The 25,036-nt window shown below is 63.8% G+C and carries 24 protein-coding genes; 18 read left to right on the plus strand and 6 right to left on the minus strand.

Annotation, left to right across the window (positions count from 1 at the left end):
* Window positions 1-2 precede the first annotated feature (2 nt).
* From era to lepB, 3 genes are read right to left on the minus strand one after another with little or no spacing between them, the layout of a single operon-like run.
* Window positions 3-944: a GTPase Era gene (gene era / locus K4G67_RS07560; protein ID WP_239805778.1), complete on the minus strand. Its 942-nt coding sequence runs from the start codon at window positions 942-944 to the stop codon at window positions 3-5.
* The gene (gene rnc / locus K4G67_RS07565; RefSeq protein ID WP_239805779.1) at window positions 937-1,611 is read right to left on the minus strand and encodes a ribonuclease III; all 675 of its coding nucleotides are present in this window, start codon (window positions 1,609-1,611) and stop codon (window positions 937-939) included. Before rnc ends, era begins: the two co-directional genes overlap by 8 nt.
* Window positions 1,611-2,459 (minus strand): signal peptidase I, encoded by an 849-nt coding sequence (gene lepB, locus K4G67_RS07570; protein ID WP_239805780.1) that lies wholly within the window; start codon window positions 2,457-2,459, stop codon window positions 1,611-1,613. The genes rnc and lepB overlap by 1 nt, the downstream gene beginning before the upstream one ends.
* Window positions 2,460-2,603: 144 nt before the next feature.
* Here lepB and pgi point away from each other — a divergent pair, with 144 nt between their 5' ends.
* The 4 genes from pgi (at window position 2,604) to K4G67_RS07590 (ending at window position 6,861) form a co-directional block, all read left to right on the plus strand.
* Window positions 2,604-4,148 carry a glucose-6-phosphate isomerase gene (gene pgi, locus K4G67_RS07575; RefSeq protein ID WP_239805781.1) on the plus strand — a complete coding sequence of 515 codons (1,545 nt, stop codon included), beginning with the start codon at window positions 2,604-2,606 and terminating at the stop codon, window positions 4,146-4,148.
* A 99-nt stretch (window positions 4,149-4,247) separates the two neighbouring features.
* A complete protein-coding gene (locus K4G67_RS07580) occupies window positions 4,248-4,469 on the plus strand; it encodes a hypothetical protein (RefSeq protein WP_239805782.1) in 222 nt (73 codons plus the stop codon).
* A gap of 185 nt (window positions 4,470-4,654) precedes the next feature.
* Window positions 4,655-6,001: a glutathione-disulfide reductase gene (gene gor, locus K4G67_RS07585; protein ID WP_239805783.1), complete on the plus strand. Its 1,347-nt coding sequence runs from the start codon at window positions 4,655-4,657 to the stop codon at window positions 5,999-6,001.
* Window positions 6,002-6,261: 260 nt separating this feature from the next.
* On the plus strand, window positions 6,262-6,861 hold the full coding sequence (locus K4G67_RS07590) for an opacity protein (RefSeq protein ID WP_239805784.1): 600 nt from the start codon (window positions 6,262-6,264) through the stop codon (window positions 6,859-6,861).
* Between the two features lie 78 nt (window positions 6,862-6,939).
* Here the strand turns inward: K4G67_RS07590 and K4G67_RS07595 are convergent, their stop codons facing one another.
* A complete protein-coding gene (locus K4G67_RS07595) occupies window positions 6,940-8,349 on the minus strand; it encodes a helix-turn-helix domain-containing protein (RefSeq protein ID WP_239805785.1) in 1,410 nt (469 codons plus the stop codon).
* A gap of 134 nt (window positions 8,350-8,483) precedes the next feature.
* Between K4G67_RS07595 and K4G67_RS07600 the strand changes: the two genes are divergently transcribed.
* The 11 genes from K4G67_RS07600 to K4G67_RS07650 all read left to right on the plus strand — a co-directional run bounded on the left by K4G67_RS07600 (window position 8,484) and on the right by K4G67_RS07650 (window position 18,964).
* Complete coding sequence (locus K4G67_RS07600) at window positions 8,484-10,010, plus strand: acyl-CoA carboxylase subunit beta (protein WP_239805786.1); 1,527 nt, start codon at window positions 8,484-8,486, stop codon at window positions 10,008-10,010.
* 86 nt (window positions 10,011-10,096) lie between these two features.
* Entirely contained in the window at window positions 10,097-10,534 is a 438-nt protein-coding gene (gene mce / locus K4G67_RS07605; RefSeq protein WP_239805787.1) for a methylmalonyl-CoA epimerase, read from the plus strand.
* Window positions 10,535-10,536: 2 nt separating this feature from the next.
* Window positions 10,537-11,310: an enoyl-CoA hydratase-related protein gene (locus K4G67_RS07610; RefSeq protein WP_239805788.1), complete on the plus strand. Its 774-nt coding sequence runs from the start codon at window positions 10,537-10,539 to the stop codon at window positions 11,308-11,310.
* An 18-nt stretch (window positions 11,311-11,328) separates the two neighbouring features.
* On the plus strand, window positions 11,329-13,578 hold the full coding sequence (scpA, locus tag K4G67_RS07615; protein ID WP_239805789.1) for a methylmalonyl-CoA mutase: 2,250 nt from the start codon (window positions 11,329-11,331) through the stop codon (window positions 13,576-13,578).
* The gene (gene bioB, locus K4G67_RS07620) at window positions 13,575-14,582 is read left to right on the plus strand and encodes a biotin synthase BioB (protein ID WP_239805790.1); all 1,008 of its coding nucleotides are present in this window, start codon (window positions 13,575-13,577) and stop codon (window positions 14,580-14,582) included. The genes scpA and bioB overlap by 4 nt, the downstream gene beginning before the upstream one ends.
* Entirely contained in the window at window positions 14,579-14,941 is a 363-nt protein-coding gene (locus tag K4G67_RS07625; RefSeq protein WP_239805791.1) for a lysozyme inhibitor LprI family protein, read from the plus strand. The genes bioB and K4G67_RS07625 overlap by 4 nt, the downstream gene beginning before the upstream one ends.
* Complete coding sequence (locus K4G67_RS07630; protein ID WP_239805792.1) at window positions 14,941-16,968, plus strand: acetyl-CoA carboxylase biotin carboxylase subunit; 2,028 nt, start codon at window positions 14,941-14,943, stop codon at window positions 16,966-16,968. The genes K4G67_RS07625 and K4G67_RS07630 overlap by 1 nt, the downstream gene beginning before the upstream one ends.
* Window positions 16,968-17,339 carry a tRNA-binding protein gene (locus K4G67_RS07635; RefSeq protein WP_239805793.1) on the plus strand — a complete coding sequence of 124 codons (372 nt, stop codon included), beginning with the start codon at window positions 16,968-16,970 and terminating at the stop codon, window positions 17,337-17,339. The genes K4G67_RS07630 and K4G67_RS07635 overlap by 1 nt, the downstream gene beginning before the upstream one ends.
* Window positions 17,336-17,782 carry a DUF488 domain-containing protein gene (locus K4G67_RS07640; RefSeq protein ID WP_239805794.1) on the plus strand — a complete coding sequence of 149 codons (447 nt, stop codon included), beginning with the start codon at window positions 17,336-17,338 and terminating at the stop codon, window positions 17,780-17,782. Before K4G67_RS07635 ends, K4G67_RS07640 begins: the two co-directional genes overlap by 4 nt.
* 3 nt (window positions 17,783-17,785) lie before the next feature.
* Window positions 17,786-18,400, plus strand: a complete 615-nt coding sequence (locus K4G67_RS07645) for a DUF421 domain-containing protein (RefSeq protein WP_239805795.1) — start codon at window positions 17,786-17,788, stop codon at window positions 18,398-18,400.
* Window positions 18,401-18,439: 39 nt separating this feature from the next.
* Window positions 18,440-18,964, plus strand: a complete 525-nt coding sequence (locus K4G67_RS07650; RefSeq protein ID WP_239805796.1) for a DUF421 domain-containing protein — start codon at window positions 18,440-18,442, stop codon at window positions 18,962-18,964.
* Here K4G67_RS07650 and aroB read toward each other — a convergent pair.
* A complete protein-coding gene (aroB, locus tag K4G67_RS07655) occupies window positions 18,961-20,085 on the minus strand; it encodes a 3-dehydroquinate synthase (protein WP_239805797.1) in 1,125 nt (374 codons plus the stop codon). The two genes, K4G67_RS07650 and aroB, sit on opposite strands and share 4 nt — an antisense overlap.
* Window positions 20,082-20,705 (minus strand): shikimate kinase, encoded by a 624-nt coding sequence (locus K4G67_RS07660; protein ID WP_420830010.1) that lies wholly within the window; start codon window positions 20,703-20,705, stop codon window positions 20,082-20,084. Before K4G67_RS07660 ends, aroB begins: the two co-directional genes overlap by 4 nt.
* A gap of 318 nt (window positions 20,706-21,023) precedes the next feature.
* Between K4G67_RS07660 and K4G67_RS07665 the strand changes: the two genes are divergently transcribed.
* The 3 genes from K4G67_RS07665 to K4G67_RS07675 are packed head-to-tail and all read left to right on the plus strand — an operon-like array spanning window position 21,024 to window position 24,958.
* Window positions 21,024-22,976, plus strand: a complete 1,953-nt coding sequence (locus K4G67_RS07665) for a hypothetical protein (RefSeq protein WP_239805798.1) — start codon at window positions 21,024-21,026, stop codon at window positions 22,974-22,976.
* A 36-nt stretch (window positions 22,977-23,012) separates the two neighbouring features.
* The gene (locus K4G67_RS07670) at window positions 23,013-23,966 is read left to right on the plus strand and encodes a tyrosine recombinase (RefSeq protein ID WP_338026404.1); all 954 of its coding nucleotides are present in this window, start codon (window positions 23,013-23,015) and stop codon (window positions 23,964-23,966) included.
* A 35-nt stretch (window positions 23,967-24,001) separates the two neighbouring features.
* Window positions 24,002-24,958 carry an acetyl-CoA carboxylase carboxyltransferase subunit alpha gene (locus K4G67_RS07675; RefSeq protein ID WP_239805799.1) on the plus strand — a complete coding sequence of 319 codons (957 nt, stop codon included), beginning with the start codon at window positions 24,002-24,004 and terminating at the stop codon, window positions 24,956-24,958.
* Window positions 24,959-25,036 lie beyond the last annotated feature (78 nt).

A 25,036-nucleotide genomic window follows, 5' to 3' on the forward strand; every position in this document is an offset into this window, starting at 1 on the left:
CGCTATTTCACCCAGTCGAGGCCCATCGCCTCGTAATGTTCGCGATTTTCGTCCCAGCCTTCCTCGACCTTCACGTGGAGGAAAAGGTGAACCTTGTGGCCGAGCAGTTCCGAAAGCTCGGTCCGCGCCGCCTCGCCGATGGCCTTGATCCTCGCGCCGCGCTTGCCCAGGACGATGGGGCGCTGGCTTTCGCGGCCGACGACGATCTGCTGGTGAATTTCGACCGATCCGTCCTTGCGATGCTTGTAGGCTTCGGGCCGCACCGCGCTGTCATAGGGCAATTCGTCGTGCAATTGCCGATAAAGCTGTTCGCGCGTGATTTCGGCCGCCAGCAGCCGTTCGCTCGCATCCGAAACCTGGTCTTCGGGGTAGTGCCACGGTCCTTCGGGCATCAGCGAGGCGAGATGCGCCTTTAATTCCGGAACGCCATCGCCGGTCAGGGCGGAGATGAAGAACACCTCGTCGAAGAGCCCGCCATCGGCCAGCTCCTGCGCGAGCGCGAGCAAAGGCTCCTTGGGCGAGGCATCGACCTTGTTGAGCGCGAGCAACTTGCGTTCGGGCCGGTCCTTCAGGCTTTCGATGAGCGGCATCAGCTCGTGCCGCCGCTGCTTCACCGGGTCGATCAGCAGGACAATGGCATCGGCGGCATGCGCGCCTTCCCATGCCGCGCTGACCATCGCGCGGTCGAGCCGTCGGCGCGGCGCGAAAATGCCGGGCGTATCGGCAAGGATGATCTGCGTCTCGTCGTGAAGCGCGATGCCGAGCAAGCGCGCACGCGTCGTCTGCGTCTTCGCGCTCGTAATCGCGACCTTCTGCCCGACGAGCTGATTGACCAGTGTCGATTTGCCCGCATTGGGCGGGCCGAGCACGGCGACCACCCCGCATTTCGTACCCTGTTCGGGCGAGGTATGGTCCTGCAAGGAATTTTCGTTCGTATCAGCCATGTTGTTCCAAAAACGCGGCGGCGGCGTTGGTTTCCGCCTGCTGCTTGCTGTCGCCCTTGCCGACCGCATCGCCGACATTGTGGATCGTGACCCGGACGGTGAAATGTGCGGCGTGGTCGGGACCGGATCGTTCGACCAGTTCATATTCAGGCATGCGGCGCTGATTGCCGGCGGCCCATTCCTGAAGCGCGGATTTGGGGTGCTTGCTGCGCCCTTCGTGCCCGTGCATCGCGTCCTGCCACCATCGGCGGACCATGGCGCTGGCCGTGTCGAACCCTTGCGCGACAAAGCAGGCACCGATGACCGATTCGGTTACGTCGCCAAGGATATTGTCGCTTTCCCGCCCGCCATCGGCATTCGCTTGTTTGCCGAGCCTTATATGCGCGGGTAGGCCGACCCTGCGTGCGACCTGTGCACATGTCCGCCGGCTGACAAGCGCGTTCAACCGCTGTGAGAGCGTGCCCTCGGCGTCGCCATTCTGTTCATAGAGCCATTGCGCGATCGTCAGCCCGAGAACCCGGTCGCCCAGAAATTCGAGCCGTTGATAATCGAGCGATTCGCCGGTGCTGCCATGGGTGAACGCGGCGAGCCAGAGGCGCGCATCGTCCGGTTTCGCACCGATGTTCCGCTCGATCCAGTCCCGCGTTTCGGCGCCAAGGGACGGCATCAGAACGTGCCCCCGATGCGGCTCCACCGTGTTGCCTCGAACCAGCTTATCGGGTTCCAGAGGTGCGAGGATCCATCCGTGCTGAACATCATGACATGGGCCTTGCCGATGAGGTGATTCATCGGAATGTATCCAAGCCCGCCGGTGGGCGTTGCGGGAAAGCGGCTGTCCTGCGAATTGTCGCGATTGTCGCCCATGGCAAAGAAATGACCCTCCGGCACGGTGAAGACCGGCGTATTGTCAGGCCAGCTCATGCCGAGATCAAGCACCTCGTAGCTTTTGCCGCCCGGCAATGTCTCGCGGTAGCGCGGGTAGCGACAGTAATCGCCCCCGCCCGGACCGGTTTCGACGAAGCTTTCGTCGCGGCAGGGTGACGGGCGCCCGGCAAGCTCGGCGGCGTCGATCATGTTCTGCGTCACCGGAATGACGAAATCCTCGATCCGCTCCTTTGGAACCGCCGTGCCGTTGAGGAACAATTGCCCCTCGCGCACCTGAACCTGGTCGCCGGGAAGCCCGATGACACGCTTGATGAGGTCGAAATCGGTCTTCGTCCCGCGAAAGATCGCGATGTCGCCGCGTTCGGGATCGCTCGCCAAGATGCGGTCGGGGATGAGCGGAATGCCCCCCGGCAGGGAATAGCGTGTATAGCCATAAGGCCATTTCGCAGCGAGCAGGTAATCGCCGATGAGCAGGCGCGGCTGCATCGATTCCGATGGAATGTTGAACGGCGAATAGATGAAGCTGCGAAAGACGAACACGATCACCGCAAGCTTGATCAGGAAAACGACGAAGCTGTCTTCCTTCTTTTCCTTCCCCTTGGCCTTATCGGGGGTCGCCAAATCGTTCATACAGGTTTCGTCTGCTTGCTGCTGGTCAAGGCCAGCGGCATAGGGCAGGAATGCCGCCATGCAAAGTCAATTGCGGCCAGGGGCGCCTGCAACGTCCCGGCGCAAACAGGGCAGGACCCGCAAGGATAAGGACACCGACCGAAAATGACGCACGACACTTCCAAGGCTGCCGAAATCTGGGACACGATCGCAAAGCAGGACCGGCCCACGTTGCAGACCCTGTTCGAAAATGACGGGAATCGGGTGGACAGGCTTGCCCAGACGCTCGCGCTGCCGGGCGGCGATATTCTTTTCGATTGGTCGAAGACCCATCTCGACGACGACACCATCGCCCGGTTCGAGCAGCTTTGCGATGCGATGGATTTCGATGCGGCGCGTCAGCTCATGCTGACCGGCGGCATCGCCAATCCGACCGAAGGACGCGCCGCCGAACATACGGCGCAACGCGGCATGGGCGCCGACGCCAGTGTCGAGGAAGCAGAAGCATTGCATCGGCGTATGCAATTGCTGGTCGAGGCGATCCACGAGGGTGCGCTCGGCGATATTCGCCATCTCATTCACATCGGCATCGGCGGCTCCGCGCTGGGGCCGGCGCTCGCGGTCGATGCGCTGGCGCGGCCGACGGCGGAATTTCGCGCGCGGATCGACGTGCATGTCGTGTCGAACATCGACGGCAACGCGCTCGAAGCCGCGTTCGAGGCGTGCGATCCGGCCCACACTATGATCGCGGTCGCGTCCAAGACATTCACCACGATCGAGACGATGACCAATGCCGCAAGCGCGGTCCAATGGCTTGAGGAATCGGGCGTTGCCGATCCGCATGGGCGTGTCGTGGCGCTCACGGCGAGCCCGGAAAAGGCCGTCGAATGGGGCATTGACGAAACGCGCGTGCTGCCGTTTTCGGAGAGTGTGGGCGGGCGCTACTCGCTGTGGTCGTCGATCGGGTTTCCGGTCGCGATGGCGATCGGCTATGACGGGTTTGCCGCGATGCTGGCGGGCGCGGCGGCCATCGACGAGCATTTCGCGAACGAGAGCGGGGCCGCGAACCTTCCGCTGCGCGCCGCGTTCGCCGACCTTCTCTACACACAGGCACGCGGGTGTCAGACGCGCGCCGTTTTCGCCTATGACGAGCGGCTCGACCTGTTTCCCGACTATCTGCAACAGCTTGAGATGGAATCGAACGGGAAATCCGTGACCGCGAACGGCGAACCCCTCCCGCGGCCCAGCGCGCCGATCACCTGGGGCGGGACCGGCACGGATGCGCAACACGCGGTGTTTCAACTGCTTCATCAAGGCACGTTCGAGGTTCCGGTCGATTTCATCGCGGCAAAGGAACCCGGCCACGATCTCGACGAGGCGCACCACCGGATCCTGCTCACCAATTGTTTCGCGCAAGGAGCGGCCTTGATGGCCGGCGCGGATGCGCAGGATGGCGCGCGCCGCTATCCCGGCAATCGCCCTTCGGCCACGATCCTGTGCGATACGGTGTCGCCGGGAACGCTTGGTGCCCTTATTGCATTTCATGAGCATCGCACGTTCAGTGCGGCGGTGTTGCTGGGCATCAATCCGTTCGATCAGTTCGGCGTGGAGCTTGGCAAGCGCATCGCGAACGAGATAGAACGCGGCGAAGGGGGCAATTTCGATTCCTCGACAAAGGCATTGCTTCGCGCCGCGGGATTGGACGGCTGATTTGATTTTCATCAAATGTGTCAAAAAAGTGGCAAATCGCTTGCCTTGCCATTTCGTTCGTGCCATTGAGGCGCCATTCCAACCAGAAGGGGATATACCATGAAGAAGATCGTTACCGTTCTCGCCGCTGCTTCGTTCGCAACGCTCGCCGCTTGCGGCGCCGACAATGCTGCTGAAGAAGTTCAGGAGCAGAAGCTGGAATCGCAGGAAGACATCCTCGAAGAGCAGGCCGACCTCGCCGACGAGCAGGGCATGGAAATGCAGGAAGAGCAGCTCGACGAGCAGGCCGACCAGATGGGCGAAGCCGCCGACGAGATCTGATCTCGCATAATCCGGCGCGCGGCGGCATTGTCCGCCAGCCCGGATGGTGAACGAGGCCGGTGGATCATCGCGATCCGCCGGCCTTTTTCGTGCGCGTCGTCCGGGCGGCGGTGCCTTTCGCGGATTGGGGTTGGAAAAACGCCTATCCCTTCGCCATATCGTGCGCACAGGAAAAAGGAGCCAACATGTCCGAATTCGACTACGATCTTTTTACCATCGGTGCCGGTTCGGGCGGCGTGCGCGCGAGCCGCGTGGCGGCTTCTCATGGCGCGAAAGTCGCCGTAGCCGAGGAATTTCGCGTCGGCGGGACCTGCGTCATCCGCGGCTGCGTGCCGAAAAAGATGCTCGTCTATGGGGCGCATTTCGCCGAGGATCTTGAAGATGCGCAGCAATTTGGCTGGGAACTGGGCGAGTGTCAGTTCAACTGGAAAAAACTGCGCGACAATGTTCTGGCCGATGTCGACAGGCTGAACGGGCTGTATCGTCAGACGCTGGAAAACAATGCGGTCGAGATCATCAACGAGCGTGCGGTTCTGACCGGCCCGCACGAAATCACGCTGTCATCAGGGCGCACGGTCACGGCAAGGCACATTCTCATCGCGGTCGGCGCGCATCCCCATGTGCCGCAATGTCCGGGGCACGAGCACGGCATCACGAGCAATGAGGCGTTCCATCTCGACGCCATACCCAAGCGCATGCTGATTGCCGGGGCCGGCTATATCGCCAACGAATTCGCCGGGATCTTTCACCAGTTCGGATCGAAGGTCACGCTCATCAATCGCTCCGATCAGCTTTTGCGCGGATATGACGAAAGCCTGCGCGACCGTCTCCTTCAGATTTCGCTCATGAAGGGGATCGAGTTCCGCTTCAACGCGGATTTCCGCGGGATCGAGAAGAACGACGACGGCAGCCTGCGCGTGTCGATGACGAATCACGATGACATCGATGTCGATTGCGTGCTCTTCGCGACGGGCCGGCTTCCCAATACACGGGGGCTGGGGCTGGAAACTGCGGGCGTCGAGGTCGATGCGCGCGGCGCGGTAAAGGTCGACCGGTTTTCCAAGACCAATATTGACCATATCTATGCCGTGGGCGACGTGACCGACCGGGTGCAATTGACGCCGGTGGCCATTCGCGAGGGCCAGGCATTCGCCGACACCGTGTTCGGGAACAAGCCCACCTCGGTCAGCTACGACTGTATCCCGAGCGCGGTCTTCAGCCATCCCCCGCTCGCCAGCGTCGGCATGACCGAAGGGGAGGCCCGCGACAAGCTCGGCACGATCAAGGTCTATCAATCCGATTTCCGTCCGATGAAGAACGTCGTGGCGGGGCGGAATGAGCGCGGCCTTTACAAGATGATTTGCGAGGGCGAAAACGAACGCGTCGTCGGGCTGCACATGATCGGTCCCGACGCTGCCGAGATCATGCAGGGCGCCGCCATCGCGGTGAAAGCCGGTCTGACCAAGGCGGATTTCGATGCGACCGTCGCGATCCATCCCACCATGGCGGAAGAACTCGTGCTGATGAAATAGGCGGCACCGGCGCCGGCCGTGCGACGATGTGGGCCGGCGGTGCGGCAGGGGCACAAATCGGGTGCGCAACGCCATGTTTCATACAGGGTGCATACATGTTTGATGCCATGCAGCATTGCTGATCCGGATTCGTCTGCATGTGCGAGAAGTTGCTTAAATAACACACTAAAGTTCGGTTCCGCCGGGAACTGGAACTCCACCGTCGGTGCCCGGTTGTGCGGCCGGGGAACTGATAAAACGAATATTAGGAATTGAATTTTATGAACACCAAAACCGCACTTCTCCTCGCCGCTGGCGCCGCGCTGTTCCCAGCGCAGGCCTTCGCGCAGGAAGCACCCGACGGCACCGACGCATTCGGTTTCGAACCCTATGTGGCGATCGGCGGCGGCTATCACGATTTCGACCGCTCCGGTAATCCGGGCACGATCGCCTTCGAAGATTCCACCGAAGGCGCCGTGATCACCGGCACCGTTGGCGCGAACGTTCCGCTCGGCGCGTTTTTCGTCGGCGCGGAAGGCTTCGGCTCCTACGGCTTTTCCGACATTGACTGGGAATATGGCGCGGCAGGCCGCTTTGGCGTGCGTGTCGGCGAATCCGGCATGTTTTTCGGCCGGGTCGGCTACATGTGGCTCGAAGGCGAGAACAACTATGCCGAAGACGATTTCCTCGACACCGACGGCGGGCCGAGCAGCCGTGACCGCGATGGCGTGATCTACGGCATCGGCGCCGAGGTCGGCACGAAGGACATCGGCCTTGGCGGCGTGACCGGCGAAAGCGGCGTGCGTCTGCGCATCGGCGTCGACACGTTCAAGGATTTCGAATCCTTCCGCCCGAACGCGGCGGTGGTGTTTCAGTTCTGATCCTGTCGCCTCTGCGGTAGAAATGCGGCCCGCTCCCCACCCCGGGGGCGGGCCGTTTTCGTTGGAAGCGCCGCCCGATCACGCAATGCGATAGGGCACGACCCCGCGTTCGTCGCGATCGACGACGATGGCCCGGTCGCCCGGCGGGAAGGCACGCTGATCGCAATTGTCACGCGGGCAGATCCTGCATGATATGCCGATCGGCGTGGCCGCATGACGGGCATTGGTGTCGAGCCCGTCGGCATAGATGAACTCGCCCGCGTGCCCGGCCTCGCACCCCAGCGCGACGGCATAGCGGCGCGGTTGCCGCGCAAAGCTGCCCGATGGTTTCACCAACCCCTTCGCCATCGAGACATAGCGAACGCCATCGGGCGTTTCGGCCAGCTGCGTCAGGATACGGTCGGGTATCGCCACCGCCTCGTGCACGATCCACAGCGGGCACGCGCCGCCGAAACGCGCGAATTGCAACGGCGTCGCGGAATGGCGTTTGGTGATGTTGCCCGCCATGTCGACGCGGCAGAAAAAGAAAGGAATACCGCGCATGTCGGGCCGTTGCAGCGTGGACAGACGGTGACAGGACTGTTCGAAACTGACGCCGAAGATCTGGCGCAGCCGGTCGATGTCATGCCGCTGCTCACGCGCCGCTTCGCGAAATGCGGCATACGGCATCATGATCGCGCCAGCCGTATAATTGGCAAGCCCAACCGACAGCAATTGCCGCGCGGCGGGCGAACTCAGGCCGGAGGCATCGACGACGCCGGCGATCTCGCGCGAAAGGGCAAGCGCCGCGATTTGATGCGCGAGTTGAAACCGGCGTGTTTCGGGTGGCTGCGCACGGTCGAGCGTGAGCGCGCGCGTATCCGTCTCGAACTGGCGCAGGACGGTCCCGCCCCCGTCGGCCAGGCTCACGTTCAACCGCGTGCGCGCAAATCGGGCGAGGTTGGAAAACGGCGGGGAGGGCGCTCCTCCGGACATTTCGCGGGCCAGCGATTCTGCCGCGCAATCCAGCGTATCGACGTAATTGCCCGCATCGTGGAACCAGTCGCGCACCTCCTCCCACGGCAGGCGGGTGCCGGCGGTGCCGTCACTCGACAAGGCCTCATCCAGCATGAGCAGCCTTTCGCCCGCATCGCGATAGGCGGCGTGTAGCTGAATGAAGCGTTCCGAAAGATGCGGCTGCTGCCGCACCGCGCGCAGGGTCTGCGCATCGTCGAGCGGTTCGGCGAAGATCGGATCGGCGGCGGCGCGGCGCAGCGCCTCTGCCCGCGCGTCCGAGCTGTCGCCGCCGAAATCGTCGAGCGATACGCCGAACCGGCGCGACAACCCGGCAATGAGCGGCGCGGTCAGCGGGCGGTGATCATGCTCGATCTGGCTGAGATAGCTGACCGAAATGCCGAGGTCGCGGGCCATGTCCGCCTGTCGCAGCCCGCGCATGTCGCGAAGGGCGCGAAGGGTCTTTCCCGCAAAGATGCGCTGTTGTCTCGGCATCCGATGGGCGTAGCGCATCGCCGCGGTTTTGCAAAACCCACCGCGCCGATTTTGCAAATTCGCATTGGACATCTGCGGCGGCCCTGCGCCATACATCGCGCGACAATACGCCTGTAGCCTGAACGGAGAGCTGGATGTCCGCGAACATCGCCGAAACCGAACGCCGCCGCGAGGCCGCCCGCATGGGTGGCGGACAGAAACGCATCGATGCACAGCACGCCAAGGGCAAGCTGACCGCACGCGAACGGCTCGAAATCCTCCTCGACGAAGGAAGTTTCGAAGAGATCGACACTTATGTGGAGCATAATTGCGTCGATTTCGGCATGGACGAAAACCACATCCCCGGCGACGGCGTCGTCACCGGCAGCGGCACGATCAATGGCCGCCTCGTCTATGTATTCAGCCAGGATTTCACCGTTTTCGGCGGGTCGCTGTCGGAACGTCACGCGGAAAAGATCTGCAAGGTGATGGACACGGCGATGAAGCTTGGCGCGCCTGTCATCGGCCTCAACGACAGCGGCGGCGCCCGGATTCAGGAAGGCGTCGCATCGCTGGGCGGCTATGCCGAGGTGTTTCAGCGCAACGTGCTGGCATCGGGCGTCATTCCACAATTGTCGCTCATCATGGGGCCATGCGCGGGCGGGGCGGTCTATTCGCCGGCGATGACCGACTTCATCTTCATGGTGGAGGATAGCAGCTACATGTTCGTGACCGGGCCCGACGTGGTTAAAACGGTGACGAACGAGGTCGTCACGCAGGAAGAGCTAGGCGGGGCGAGCACCCACACGACGAAGACCAGCGTTGCCGATCTCGCGTGCGAGAACGACATTGTCGCCCTGTTGCAGGCGCGCGATTTCTTCGATTTCCTGCCGCTATCCAACCGCGACGAAGTGCCCGAGCGGCCCACCAACGATCCGTGGGACAGGCTTGAGGAAAGCCTCGACACGATCATCCCTGACAATGCGAACCAGCCCTACGACATGCATGAGGTCATTCGCAAAACGGTGGACGAGGGCGATTTCTTCGAGGTTCAGCCCAGGCATGCCGCGAACATCATCTGCGGCTTCGGCAGGGTCGAGGGGCGCAGCGTCGGCATCGTCGCAAACCAGCCCATGGTGCTGGCTGGTGTGCTCGACATCAATTCGGCGAAGAAGGCCGCCCGTTTCGTGCGTTTCTGCGATGCGTTCAACATTCCGATCATCACCTTCGTTGAAGTGCCCGGCTTCCTTCCCGGCACGGCGCAGGAACACAACGGCATCATCAAGCACGGGGCCAAGCTGCTCTTCGCCTATGCCGAGGCGACGGTGCCCAAGATCACGGTCATCACGCGCAAGGCGTATGGCGGGGCCTATGACGTGATGGCGTCCAAGCATTTGCGCGGCGATCTCAACTACGCATGGCCGACCGCGGAAATCGCGGTGATGGGCGCAAAGGGCGCGGTGGAGATCATCTTCCGCAATCTCGACGAGGAAGGCATCGCGCAGAAAACGAAGGAATACGAGGATCGCTTCGCCAATCCCTTCGTCGCGGCGTCGAAAGGCTTCATCGACGAGGTGATCATGCCGCATTCCACCCGCCGCCGCGTGGCATTGGGCCTGCGCAAGCTGCGGAACAAGGAACTCGCCAACCCATGGAAGAAACATGACAATATCCCGTTGTAAGGTGGCGTCATGACCCGGCTCGCGAAATTCGGTCTCGTCTTCATCGCGATCATCGTGATCGTCAGCATTCTTTTCGGGGTTCTTTCATGAAGCTTGGACGCATGAACCATGTCGGCGTCGCCGTGCCCGACATCGACGCAGCCATCGCGCATTATCGTGACACGATGGGTGCACGGCAGGTAACCGAACCGTTCGACCTGCCCGAACAGGGGGTGCGCGTGTGTTTCGTGCACACGCCCGGACATGACGAAACAGAAGGGACGCAGGTCGAATTGCTGTCCCCGCTGGATGAAAAATCGCCGGTCGCCGGCTTCATGGCAAAGAATCCTGCGGGCGGGCAGCATCACATCTGTTACGAAGTGCCCGATATTGCCGAAGCGCGCGCCGAGTTCGAGGCGATGGGCAAGCGTATTCTCGGCCCGACGCGCATCGGGGCGCATGGCACGCCGATCTTCTTCCTTCATCCCAAGGACATGCTCGGCCAACTGACCGAGATCATGGAAACGCCGAAACAGGCGCATTGACGATGACACAGGTGCTTCTTACCCAGCGCGAAGGCGATGTCGTCGTCCTGACCATGAACCGGGCGGACAGCATGAATGCGCTGTCGCCCGAATTGCTGACGGCGCTGGCGGCGGGCATTTCCGGGGCGGAGGAGGCCGGCGCGCGCGCCCTGGTTCTGACCGGGGCGGGGGCGTCGTTCTGCTCCGGCGCGGATCTGAAGCAGCGGGGGCGCATGTCCGCCGATGCGGGCGAGAATATCGATCTGTATTACAATCCCGTCGCGCGTGCGATCGCCGATCTTCGCATACCGTTGATCGTCGCGATGAACGGCCCGGCGGTGGGGGCGGGCGCCGGTTTCGCCATCGGCGGCGATATCGTCATTGCCGAACGGTCGGCCTATCTGCTGTTCGCGTTCGTCAATATCGGGCTGGTTCCCGATGCGGGCACCACGTGGCACCTGACGCGCAGCGTGGGCAAAGCGCGGGCGATGGATATGTTGCTCAGCGGTGAAAAGATCGATGCGGCGGCGGCCCATGATGCCGGGCTGGTGTCCCGCGTCGTCGATGACGGAACCGCGTTAAACGAGGCGAAGGCGTTGGCGTCGCGGCTCGCGCAGGGACCGAGCAAGTCCATCGGCCTGATCCGTGCGCAGGTGCTTCACGCGCTCGACCACGGTTTCGAAGCCAGCCTCGATATGGAACGCGCGCATCAAAGCACGGCCGGCTTCACGCAGGATTTCGCAGAGGCGATCGCCGCCTTTCGCGAAAAGCGCAAACCCGAATTCAAGGGCCGCTAGGGGCCGACAGGACAGATCATGAGCACACCCGATCAAAACGATCCGAAGATCGAGACGCACACCGGCGAGGATGCCGGCGCGACCGGCACAAAGCCCGCCGCCCCGGCCAAGGCGGAGGATACCGCGCCGACCCTTTCCGATTGGGAGGCATTGGCCGCAAAGGAAGTGAAGGGCCGCGACCTTACCTGGGAAACGCCCGAAGGTATCGACGTGAAGCCGTTGTATACAAAAGACGATCTCGCCGGTTGGGATCCCGGCCTGCCCGGTTTCGCGCCCTATACGCGCGGGGTGAAGGCCAGCATGTACGCGGGCCGCAAATGGACGATCCGGCAATATGCGGGTTTTTCCACGGCGGAGGAATCGAACGCGTTCTACCGCCGCAATCTCGCCGCCGGACAGAAAGGGCTTTCGGTCGCGTTCGACCTTGCGACCCATCGCGGCTATGACAGCGACCACCCCCGCGTCGTCGGCGACGTCGGCAAGGCGGGCGTCGCGATCGACAGTGTCGAGGACATGAAGATCCTGTTCGATCAGATCCCGCTCGACAAGATGAGCGTGTCGATGACGATGAACGGCGCCGTGATCCCGTGTCTTGCGTTCTACATCATCGCGGCGGAGGAACAGGGCGTCACCCCGGATCAGCTGACGGGCACCATTCAGAACGACATTCTGAAGGAGTTCATGGTCCGCAACACCTATATCTACCCGCCCGAACCCAGCATGCGGATCATCTCCGACATCTTCGCCTATACGGCGGATCACATGCCGAAGTTCAACTCGATCTCCATTTCCGGCTATCACATGCAGGAGGCCGGCGCGACGCAGGTGCAGGAGCTTGCCTTCACCATCGCCGATGGCATGGAATATGTGAAATATGGCGTGGATAGCGGGCTGGATATCGACCGGTTCGCCGGGCGGCTGTCGTTCTTCTTCGCGATCGGCATGAACTTTTTCATGGAGGTCGCGAAATTGCGCGCCGCGCGCACGCTCTGGCACCGGGCGATGACGCAACTTGGCGCGCAGTCCGAACGCTCGAAAATGCTGCGCACCCATTGCCAGACCAGCGGCGTCTCGCTGACCGAGCAGGATCCGTACAACAACGTGATCCGCACCACGGTGGAGGCGATGGCCGCCATGCTGGGCGGTACGCAATCGCTGCACACCAATGCGCTTGACGAAGCGATTGCGTTGCCCACCGATTTTTCCGCCCGCATCGCCCGCAATACGCAGATCGTGTTGCAGGAAGAGACAGGCATGACCAATGTGGTCGATCCGCTGGGCGGGTCCTATTACGTCGAGGCGCTTACCAAGAACCTCGTCGACGAGGCGTGGGCGATCATCGAAAAGGTTCAGGCCGAAGGCGGCATGGCCAAGGCGGTCGCGGCGGGATGGCCCAAAGGCATGATCGAGGAAGCCGCCGCATCGCGTCAGGCCCGCGTGGACAAGGGCGAGGACGTCATCGTCGGCGTCAACAAATATCGCTTGGCCGCCGAGGACGAGCTCGAAACGCTCGACATCGACAACACGGCCGTGCGGCAGTCGCAGATCCGCCGGCTCGAAACGACGCGCGCCAATCGCGACGAGGCGAAATGCCGCGCCGCGTTGAAAGCTTTGGAAGATGGCGCGCGCGGCGACGGCAATGTGCTGGCGCTCGCGGTGGATGCCGCGCGCGAACGCGCCACGCTGGGCGAGATTTCGGATGCGATGGAGGCGGTGTTCGGCCGTCACGACACCATGCCGACGCCGGTAAAGGGAATCTACGGCAAGGCCTATGCCGAGGATACGCGGTACCGCGCCGTCGTCGAAGGGGTGCAGGCGGTCGAACGCCGCATGGGCCGCGCGCCCCGCGTCATGGTCGCCAAAATGGGGCAGGACGGCCACGATCGCGGCGCGAATGTCATCGCGAGCGCGTTTGGCGACATTGGGTTCGACGTGACCACCGGGCCGCTGTTTCAGACGCCTCAGGAAACGCTCGAAATGGCGCTCGACCGCGATGTCGACATCATCGGCGCATCGTCGCTTGCGGCCGGGCACAAGACGTTGATCCCCGAACTCATCCGCCTGTTGAAGGATGCGGGACGCAGCGACATCAAGGTGACGGCGGGCGGCGTCATTCCTGCCACCGATTATCAATATCTGCGCGATTCCGGCGTGCAGGGCATTTACGGACCCGGCAGCAATGTCGTGGAATGCGCCGCCGACATGCTTCGCCTGCTTGGCCACAACATGCCCCCTGCCGACGATGAAGAAAAGGATGCCGCCGAATGAGCGCGCTGCGTAATGACTGGACCCGCGATGAGATTGCGGAGCTGTTCGACCTTCCCTTGACCGAGCTTGTCTTTCGCGCCGCCGCCGTGCATCGCGATCATCACCGGGCGGGCGCGGTGCAGCGTTCGACGCTGCTGTCGATCAAGACTGGCGGCTGCCCCGAGGATTGCGGCTATTGCTCCCAATCGGTGAAGGCCGAAAGCGGAGTGAAGGCCACCAAGCTCATGGATGTGCGTCAGGTGATCCAGGCCGCGGCGCAGGCGAAGGACCATGGCTCGACCCGCTTTTGCATGGGTGCGGCGTTCCGCAATCCCAAGCCGCGCGACATGCCGGCGCTCACCGAAATGGTGCGGCAGGTCAAGGCGATGGGTCTCGAAACCTGCATGACCGCCGGAATGCTCGATGCCGAGCAGGCGGATCAGCTCGCGGAGGCGGGGCTGGATTACTACAACCACAATATCGACACCGGACCGGAATATTACGACCGCGTCATCACCACCCGCACGTTCGAGGATCGCATCGACACGATCGGCAATGTTCGCGGTGCCGGGATAAAGGTATGTTGTGGCGGCATCGTCGGCATGGGCGAAACGCGCGATGATCGCGTCGGGTTCATCCACGCGCTGTCGACGATGGAAACGCACCCGGAAAGCGTACCCGTCAATGCGCTGGTCCCGGTAAAGGGCACGGTGCTGGGCGATATGCTTGCCGATACGCCGATGGCGAAGATCGACGAGATCGAATTCGTGCGCACCGTCGCGGTCGCCCGCATCACCATGCCGGACAGCATGGTACGCCTGTCCGCCGGGCGCGAAAGCATGTCCGACAGCACGCAGGCGCTGTGCTTTCTGTCAGGCGCGAACTCGATCTTCAGCGGGGAGAAATTGCTTACCGCCGGGAACGCGGGTGACGATGCGGACGATGCCTTGTTCGAACGGCTCGGGCTCGAAACGATGGGCTGCGATAACATGCCTGCCGCTTCGGTGGCGGAGGCGGCGGAATGATCTTCCTCGCGCTGGCCATGATGGTGCAGTCGGCTGCCGAGCCGTCCGCGGTGCCCGATTGCGAGAACGCGACGACGCAGGCAGCCATGAACGCGTGCTCCTATGCCGAGTATCAGGCGGCGGATGCGGCATTGAATGCGCAGTGGAAAATCGCCCGCGACGTCGCGAAGAGCCGCGATCTTTTCGGCGAGCTGCTGCGGGCGCAGCGGCGCTGGCTCGCATTCCGGGACGCGCATTGCGAGGCGGTTGCGGCACGATATGCCGGCGGCTCGATCCGCCCGTTGATCCACAATGGCTGCCTGACAGAACTGACCGAAACACGCAACGCACAGCTGCGCGAAATGAGTGAGACGAATTGATGTTCAAGAAAATCCTGATCGCAAACCGTGGCGAAATCGCGTGCCGGGTCATCAAGTCGGCCAAGAAGATGGGCATCGCGACCGTCGCGGTCTATTCCGATGCGGATGCGCGCGCGCCTTTCGTGAAGATGGCGGACGAGGCCGTGCATATCGGCCCCGCCGCCGCGGCCGAAAGCTATCTCGTCGCGGACAAGATCATCGATGCGTGTAAAAGGACCGGCGCCGATGCGGTGCACCCTGGCTATGGTTTCCTGTCCGAACGCACCAGCTTTGCCGAGGCGCTGGCCGATGCAGGGATCGAGTTCATCGGCCCGCCCGTGAAGGCCATTGCCGCGATGGGCGACAAGATTGAGTCCAAGAAACTGGCCGAAAAGGCGGGGGTGAACACCGTTCCCGGTTCGGGCGGCGCGATCGACACCACGGCAGAGGCGCTCGAGTGGGCGAACAAGATCGGCTACCCGGTGATGATGAAGGCCAGCGCAGGCGGCGGCGGCAAGGGCATGCGTCTCGCCTGGAACGACAAGGATGTCGAGGAAGGCTTCGAGGCGACCAAGCGCGAGGGGCTCAACTCCTTCGGCGACGACCGCGTCTTTATCGAGAAATTCATCGAATCGCCGCGCCACATCGAGATACAGATCCTCGGCGACAAGCACGGCAACATCCTCTACCTCAACGAGCGCGAATGCTCGATCCAGCGGCGCCACCAGAAAGTGGTCGAGGAAGCGCCGTCGCCCTTCGTCACGCCCGAAATGCGCAAGGCCATGGGCGAGCAGGCGGTCGCCCTGTCACGCGCGGTCGGCTATTACAGCGCGGGCACGGTCGAACTGATCGTGTCGGGCGCGGACAAGACGGGGCAGAGTTTCTACTTCCTCGAAATGAACACCCGGCTTCAGGTCGAGCATCCGGTGACAGAGGCGATCACCGGCATCGACATCGTGGAGCAGATGATCCGCGTCGCCGCCGGCGAAAAGCTCGACATGACGCAGGACGACGTGAAGATCGAAGGCTGGGCGATCGAGAATCGCGTCTATGCCGAGGATCCCTATCGCGGTTTCCTGCCCAGCACGGGGCGGCTCGTGCGTTACGATCCGCCGGTCGCCGGGTGGACGGGCGGCATTCGCGGCGTCGATGGCATCCGCGTCGACGAAGGCGTCGCCGAGGGCGGCGAGGTGTCGATGTTCTACGATCCCATGATCGCGAAACTCGTCACCTGGGGCGAAACCCGCGACGAGGCCGCCGATCTTCAGATTGCCGCACTGGACGCTTTCGAGATCGAGGGGCTGGGCCACAATATCGATTTCCTCTCCGCCATCATGCAGCATCCCCGGTTCCGTTCGGGCGAGCTGACGACCGGGTTCATCGCGGAGGAATATCCTGAAGGTTTCGACGGTGCACCCGCGGACGCGGCGCTGCGCAGGCAGCTCGCCGCGATAGGAGCGTTCATCGCCGCCGCGCATGCCGACCGTGCCCGCCGCATCGACGGACAGCTCGGCAACCGGCTCCACGCACCGGGCGAATGGAGCGTGTGGATCGAGGACGAGGTGATGACCGTCGAATTGTCCGGCGACCGGATCAAGGTCGACGATACTCTCATCGACCTTTCCATGGAATACGCACCGGGACAGCGCAGCGTGCAGGCCACCTTCGACAGCGACGAAGACGGCGAGGGCGGTGAGACCATCACCGTGCAGGTCAAGCCGAAGCCGGCGGGCTTTCGCCTGATCACGCGCGGGGCGAGCCACGACCTGCGCGTGTTGCCGACCCGCGTCGCCAAGCATCAGTCGCACATGATCGAAAAGATCCCGCCGGACATGAGCAAATATCTCGTATGCCCGATGCCGGGCCTGCTCGTCTCGCTGCACGTGGGTGAGGGCGACAAGGTCGAAGCGGGTCAGCCGCTCGCCACGGTGGAGGCGATGAAGATGGAAAACATCCTGCGCGCGGAAAAGAGCGGAACCGTAAAATCAGTCGAGGCAGCGGAGGGCGACAGTCTTGCCGTCGATGCCATCATCCTCGAACTGGAATAATGCATCTTCACCACGATCCATCCGCCCCACCGGCCGAGGAGACGGATTTCGGGACGTTCCTGAAATCCGACATCCGCATCGGCACGGTGGTCGAGGCACTCGAATTTCCGGAGGCGCGCAAGCCTGCCTATATCCTGCACATCGATTTCGGCCCGGCGATCGGCACCCGGAAATCCAGCGCGCAGATCACCGTGAATTACACGCGCGAGGATCTGGTCGGCCGGCAGGTCGCCGCGGTGGTGAATTTCCCGCCGCGTCAGATCGGGCCGATCAAGTCGGAGGTGCTGACCATCGGGTTCGCGGACGAGGCGGGCGAGGTGGTCCTGTTCGCGCCGGACCGCCCGGTGCCGAATGGATCGCGCCTGTTTTGAGCGAGGCTTCCCGCCGCATCTGGACCATCGGGTATGAACAGGCGACGGTTCCCGCCGTTATCGACGCGCTGACGGCGGCGGGGATCGAACTGCTCGTCGATGTTCGGGCCTTGCCTTTGTCGAGGAGGCCCGGGTTTTCCAAGACCGCGCTTGCCGGTGCGGCGCAGGAGGCGGGTATCGCCTATCGCCACATGAAGCCGCTTGGCACGCCGAAGGAGGGGCGGGAAGCCGCGCGCAAGGGTGACCGGGCCGCATTGTCCCGCCTTTACGAAGGACAGCTCGAACTGCCCGAGGCGCTCGCCGCCGGGGCGCAATTGCGCGATCTGGCGCTGCGTCATCGCACCGCCATGCTTTGCTTCTGCCGCGATGCCGCGAAATGCCATCGTTCGATCCTGCGCGACGCGATGCTCGACGATTTTACCGCGATCGACCTTTTGCCATGAAGCATGACCGGCGCCGGGCGGATACCGGAACCGACCGGGCGGCGGCGCGTAAGGTCCGATATGGACTTGGAAGAAATTGCCGCCGATCTGGCGAGGATGTTTTACGATAACTGGTTCGGGATCGAGCGGGTGATCGTCATGACGACATTCGCCTATATCGGGTTGATCGTGATCCTGCGCATCGTCGGCAAGCGTTCGCTGGCGAAGTTGAACGTGTTCGATTTCGTCGTCACCGTCGCGTTGGGGTCCACTCTTGCCAGCATATTATTGTCGGAAAACGTCGCTTATGTCGAAGGTGTGATGGCGTTTGTCATGCTGTGCGGCCTGCAATGGGTCGTATCGAAATGGTCGATCCATTCCGACAGGTTCAAACGGGTGATCCGGTCCGAACCGCGGCTCCTCCTCGATAATGGGGCGTTTTGCGATGACGCGATGCGCGACGAACGCATCACCTATCACGAGGTCGAGTCCGAAATTCGCAAGAAAGGCTTCGGCGACCGGGAGGATATTGCCGCCGTCGTACTCGAAAGCGACGGCACGTTCAGCGTGATCCCGCGATCCAAGGCCAAGACCCGCAGCGTGCTCGACCCGGTGCGCAAGAACGAAACCGATGCATGATGCTTTGGTTTGCGCGACAAATGATACAGGAACTCTTTAATGTTTTTCGATAGTTGGGATCAGGTCTTCAGAGTCCTTGCGATGGCGGGGACGTCCTATGCGCTGATCATCGTGATCCTGCGCGCGGCAGGCAAACGCTCCTTGTCAAAGCTAAACGCCTTCGATTTCGTGGTCACGATCGCGCTCGGCTCGATCCTGGCCAGCACGATCCTGTTGAAGGATATTTCCCTGTCCGAAGGGGTGGCGGCGCTGCTCGGGCTTGCGGTGTTGCAAATGCTCGTGACATGGCTTTCGAACCTCAGCCATCGCTTTGCAAAGGTGCTGCGGTCCGAACCGCGCCTGTTGCTGTCCGATGGCAAGTTTCATGACGAGGCGCTGCGCAACGAACGTGTCACGAAAGGCGAGGTCGAGGCGGCCATTCGCAAGCACGGCGAAGGCAAGATCGCCAATGTAAGCGCCGTCGTACTGGAATCCGACGGGTCGCTGAGCGTGATATGTCAGGGTCCCTCGCGCGATTTCACGGCGCTGCGCTCGGTTCTGGGGCCGGAGGAAACGAGCCTTTAGGCAAGCTGCTCGGTCATGAAGGTGGCGATATCGTCGATATCGACCGCCCGGTCGAGAAAGGCCGCACCGATCCCGCGCATCAGCACGAAAGGCAGCGTGCCCGCATCCATCTTCTTGTCATGGAGCATGTGATCGGCGAGCCGCCGCCCGCTGCACGCAAGACCGAGATCGGACAGTTCCGCCATCATCCCGCATGCGGCGAAATGCGCGGCGATCCGGCCCGCCTCGTCCACGCCCATGTGGCCGCGGCGCGCAGAGTAGCGTGCGGCAAGGACCATGCCCAGCGCCACGGCCTCCCCATGGAGAAGCCAATCGGAATATCCCGTTTCAGCCTCCAGCGCATGGCCGAACGTATGGCCGAGATTGAGGAGCGCGCGGGTCCCGCTCAATTCCCGTTCGTCCGCGGCGACCACGCGGGCCTTCGCCGCGACGGAGCATGTAACCGCATGGCGGCGCAAATCCGTATCGCCCGAGAGCAGGGCCGCGCCGTTCGTTTCGCACCATTCGAAAAACTGCGCGTCGTCGATCAATCCGTATTTCACGACCTCGGCATAGCCTGCGCGCAATTCGCGCATCGGCAAGGTGGCAAGCGCGCCGATGTCGGCGAGCACCAGCGCAGGTTGGTGAAAGGCGCCGACGAGATTCTTGCCCGCAGGCGTGTTGATCGCGGTCTTTCCGCCGACGCTGCTGTCCACCTGGGCAAGCAGGCTCGTCGGGATCTGGATGAAGCCGCATCCGCGCTTCAATATCGCGGCGGCAAACCCGGTGAGATCGCCGATGACCCCGCCGCCCAGCGCGATGACATGATCGCCCCGCTCGACCCCTTCGGTCAGGAAAAAATCGCTGACCTTCGCAAGGTGAGCCCAGTCCTTCGTCGCCTCGCCCGGCGGCAGGACGAGCCAGCGTGCGTCCTTTCCCGCGGCGTGCAAGGCGGCGTCGACCGCACCGCGATACAGGCGCGCGACATTCGCATCGGTCACGATCGGCACCACCGGCTTGCGCAGCAACGGGCCCGCCAGTCCGGCAATATCCGCAATCAGCCCGTCACCGACCAGCACGGGGTAGCTGCGGTCCTTCGCCGATCCGGCACCAAGTTCCACGCTGACGGTTTCGTGTGTCATGTCACATACTCCATCAAAGCCGCCAGGATGCGCGCCACGCTATGCGCGTGCGGCCCCTGATCGCTCACGATGCGGATAGGGGCCTGCGCATAGGCGGGGCCGCGTTTCGCCAGCAAGTCGGCCAGCACTTCATGCGGGTCGCGCCCGATGAGCAGGGGACGCGTCTGCTTGCGCCCGACCCGTTCGGCCAGCACCTCGATCCGCGCGTCGAGCCATACGGCAATCGCACGATCGAGGATGAGGCTGCGCGTCTCGTCATCGGCAAAGGCACCGCCGCCCGTCGCGATGACGGCGGCACGCCCGGTGTTCTCCTCGATCAGACGCGCGATCACCCGGCGCTCGCCATCGCGAAAATGCGCCTCTCCATACTGGTCGAAGATGTCAGGGATCGGCATTTGCGCGGCTTCGGTAATGGCATCGTCGGCATCGACGAATGCGGTCGCGAGCACTTGCGCAAGCTTTCGCCCGACGGTGGACTTGCCCACACCCATGAGCCCGACCAGCACGATGGGACGATCGATCCGCGCGATGAGCGTATCTATCGCGGCGCCGGACGGCATCGGCGGTCCCCCCGCGCCGTCATGGTCGTCCTGGTCCGAATTGTCATGCGCGTGATCCATTGCGGGACCGCGTATAGATGGGCTAGGCGTCGGCGCAAGCGTGCGGGCGCGATTGATCGCGTGGCCGCATTGTACGAAAATGGGAACGAGCCGAACGCGATGCACATTGGCAGGGGCCTGGTGGCCGCGATCATCCTCATCCTGGCGATCGTCGCCTATGCGTGGATCGACGGGGGGCGGGAGGAAACCCGCATCATCGAACAGCCGGTCGCACTGGACGAACGCAAGGCGGAATGATGCGGCGAGAGAGGCCGGTGGCCCCCGCCATATCGACGGGCCGATTGACGCGAAGCGCACAATGAACAAGAGCATGCACCGATGAAGACCAAAGCTCTCATAGCTCTCTTGCTGGCCAGCGCGCCGGTTCTCGCGCTTCAGGCGCAGGGCGCGCCGGAATCGCTCCTCCCGCCGGGTTTCGACGATCCGGCACCGGCGCCCACGCCCGCGCCCCGGCCGGCGCCGACATCGCGCCCGTCCCCGGCGCCCGCGCCCCGGCCCGCGCCCACATCGCGCCCGGCGCCTACGCCTGCTCCTGCGCCTGCGACGACGTCGCGCCCCGTGGTGCAGGACATACCGGACAGCCCCGCCGCATCCGGCTCCGCCTCGCGCGGTGCATCGTCGGCGACGGCGACCCCCGCCGCGTCCGCGCCCACGAGCGGGATCGAGCGCGCGCGTGAAATCCTGCGCCGGATCAACGAGCTCGATACGCTCGATTCGGCGGACACCGACGAGATCGACGAATTGCTGGGCCTGCGTCCGAGTTTCGACATCCCGCCCGCCGCGCGTCGGTCCACGGACGAGGTCGGCCTGCTCGGCCCGGAGGAGCGCGGCATGGCGGCGTCCTCGCTCGGCAATACGGCCGGGTTATTCGTGCGCAACGTGCTCAACGGTATCGAGGGGCCGCTCGTGTCGCGCTGGGGCCATATCGCATTGCGCCGCGCGCTGGCCAGCCGGCTGGAAACGCCGTCCGGCATGGACGGGGTCGAATTCGCCGCGCTGCGCACCGCGGCGCTGTTGCGGCTTGGCGAAAGCACGGTCGCCCGCGCCATGGTGCAACAGGTCGACACCGCCGATTATTCGCCCGCGCTGATCGCGGCGGCGTATGACAGCTATCTCGCCAACGGGGACATCACCGGCGCATGTCCGATGGTGCGCCTGCACGGTGCGGAACGGGACGATGCGCAGTGGAACCTGCTGCGCGGGATATGCTCGACCTTTTCGGGCGAGACGAGCGGAATGGACCGTATCGAACGCATGTTGCGCCGCGAAGAGGCACCCGCCATCGATGCCCTGCTCGCGCAGAAATACGCGGGCGCCTTTGGCACCGAACGCCGCGCCGTCACCGTGGAATGGGACGATGTGGATGAGTTGACGCCGTGGCGCTATGCGCTTGCCACCGCGACGGGCGGCACGGTTCCGGCCGCACTCGTTGACGCGGGCGGGCCGCGCTATGCCTATTATGCGGCGACATCGCCCAATGTCGGCCTCGGCGAACGGGCAATGGGCGCCCAGGCCGCCGCCGCCGCAGGCATATTGTCGAGCGCGGCGCTCGTCGATCTCTATTCCCAGATTTACGCGCAAACCGACATGGACGGCGATGCGGCGGCGCAGGCGAACCGGCTTCGCACCGCCTATGTCGGCACCCCGGCACAGCGGTTCGCCGCCATCCGTGAGATATGGGGCGAGCGTGCGACCGACGGCGAGGCGGCGGCGAATTACGAATCGCGCCAGGTGCTCACCGCCTATGCCGCGGCGCGACTGCTGCCGTCGGAAGAATTCGCCGAGGATGCAGGGCCGCTCATCGCCTCGATGCTGACCGCAGGGTTGGACCGCAATGCGCTGCGCTGGGCTAGCGTGGTGCCGACCGGGTCGCAAGGGTGGGCGCTGCTCTCGCTCGCCAATCCGGCCGCGGGCGAGGTCAGCGAGGGTGCGGTGCGTGACTACATGGACGTGGGGAGCGAGCGTCAGGCCGCGTTCCTCGTCGCGGGGCTGGCCGGGCTGGGCCGGCTCGACGATGGGACGAGTGCGGAACTTGCGGGCGACATGGGCTTCGACCTTGCCCGCCGGGCCCGGTGGACCCAGGCGATCACCCGTTCGGCACAGCGCCGGAATCAGCCGCTCGTCACCTATCTCGCCGCACTCGGCATGCAGGGCAGCGACTGGAGCAAGATGACGCCGCTCTACCTCTATCACATCGTGTCCGCGCTCAACGCCGCCGGCATGGGGGCGGAGGCTCGGATGATCGCGGCCGAGGCTGTCGCGCGCGCCTGACATGCGTTGCGTGCGTCGGGACCGGGGCATATGGGCGTGAGCGGCGAAGCGGCCGGCGAAAGCGCACGTGCCGACCGTGCCGCGATCGACGCGTTTCTGGAAATGGCGGCGGTGGACCGGGGGGCGGCGGCCAATACCATTGCCGCCTATCGCCGCGATCTCGATGCCGCGCGCGATGCGTTGCCCTCGCTGCTTCGCGCCGGGCCGGACGATCTTGCCGCGCTCGGCCCGCAATGGTCGGAGCTTGCGCCGTCGAGCGTGGCGCGGCGCTGCTCCGCGCTGCGGCAGTTCTATGGATTTCTGATCGATTCGCACATGCGGGACGACGACCCTTCGGGCGGACTGCCGAAACCGGCGACGCGTCGCCCCCTCCCGCGGATATTGTCCCATGCCGAGGTCGAGGCGCTGCTCCTTCGTGCGGAGGATGAGGCGGCGGAGGCGAAACCTGCGGCACTGCGCATGCTGGCATTGCTCGAACTGCTTTATGGATCGGGCCTGCGCGCCACGGAGCTTGTCTCGCTTCCGGTGAGCGCGGTGCCGCGCGATGCGCCGCTGCTGACGGTCAGGGGGAAGGGGGGGCAGGAACGGCTCGTGCCGGTAAGCGGGCGGGCGCGGGCGGCGCTCTCCGACTGGACGGCGGTGCGCGGGGCGGGTCGCGATGCGGAATCGCGCTACCTTTTCCCATCGCGCGGGTCGCATATAACCCGCGTTCGCCTGTTTCAGATGCTGCGCGAACTGGCCGCGCGCGCCGGGATCGCACCCGAATCGGTCAGCCCGCACGTGCTTCGCCATGCCTTTGCCACCCATCTGCTGGAGGGCGGGGCCGATCTGCGCGTATTGCAAAGCCTGCTTGGCCATGCCGATATCGCGACGACGCAAATCTATACCCATGTCGATGCGGGGCGGCTCGTCTCGTTGGTCAATGCGCGGCATCCCCTGTCGCGGCATTCCGTGTCGCGGCGTTCGGGAAATGCGTCGGATACGAGTTGACCGGCGCGGCCTTCGACCCTAGCGGTTGGCGCGAAATGATTAGCTATCTCGAATTTGAAAAGCCGCTTGCCGAGCTGGAACGGCGCATCGCCGAATTGCGCGAAACTGCCGAGAAGGCGGACGTCGCAGGGGAAATGGACGGCGATATCGCCAAGCTGCAGGCGAAGGCCGATGCGCAGCGCGCCGCGATCTATCGCAACCTGACGCCGTGGCAGAAGACCCAGGTGGCCCGCCATCCGGCCCGCCCGCATTTCGGCGATTACGTCGCCCATGCCTTCACCGATTTCGTGCCGCTTGCCGGAGACCGCGCCTTTGGCGACGATCAGGCGATCATGGGCGGTTTCGCGACAATGGGCAAACGGCGCGTGATGCTGATCGGCCACGAAAAGGGCAATGATACGCAAAGCCGGCTGCGCCATAATTTCGGCATGGGCAAGCCGGAGGGCTATCGCAAGGCGATCCGCCTGATGGAGCTTGCGGGGCGCTTCGGCCTCCCGGTGGTGACCCTTGTCGATACGAGCGGGGCGTTCCCCGGCATCGAAGCGGAAGAGCGCGGCCAGGCCGAGGCGATCGCCCGCGCGACGCAGGCGTGTCTCGACCTTCCCGTGCCGATGGTTGCCGTGATTGTCGGCGAGGGCGGATCGGGCGGTGCGGTGGCACTGGCCGCTGCGGAACGCGTGTTGATGATGGAGCATGCGGTCTATTCCGTGATCTCGCCCGAGGGCTGCGCCTCCATCCTGTGGCGAACCAATGAAAAGGCGCCCGAGGCTGCCGAGGCCATGAAGGTCACGGCGCAGGATCTTCGCCGGTTTCAGGTGATCGACCGCATCGTTGCCGAACCGCTCGGCGGGGCGCATCGCGATCCCGCGACGGCATCCCGCAATCTGGCCGAGGCGATCGAGCAGGAGCTTTCCGTCCTGTCGCAACTCGACCCCGCCACGCTACAGCGTCAGCGCGCGGACCGCTTCGTCGCGATTGGATCGCTCGGCTAAGCGTTGCGCCCGCCGTATGCGACGGCCGAACGATCGCGCCGACGCCGCCGGGAACAATTGCAGTATCAGGCTGGTTTT

It is taken from the genome of Croceicoccus hydrothermalis, from assembly GCF_022378335.1.
GTDB lineage: Bacteria > Pseudomonadota > Alphaproteobacteria > Sphingomonadales > Sphingomonadaceae > Croceicoccus > Croceicoccus hydrothermalis.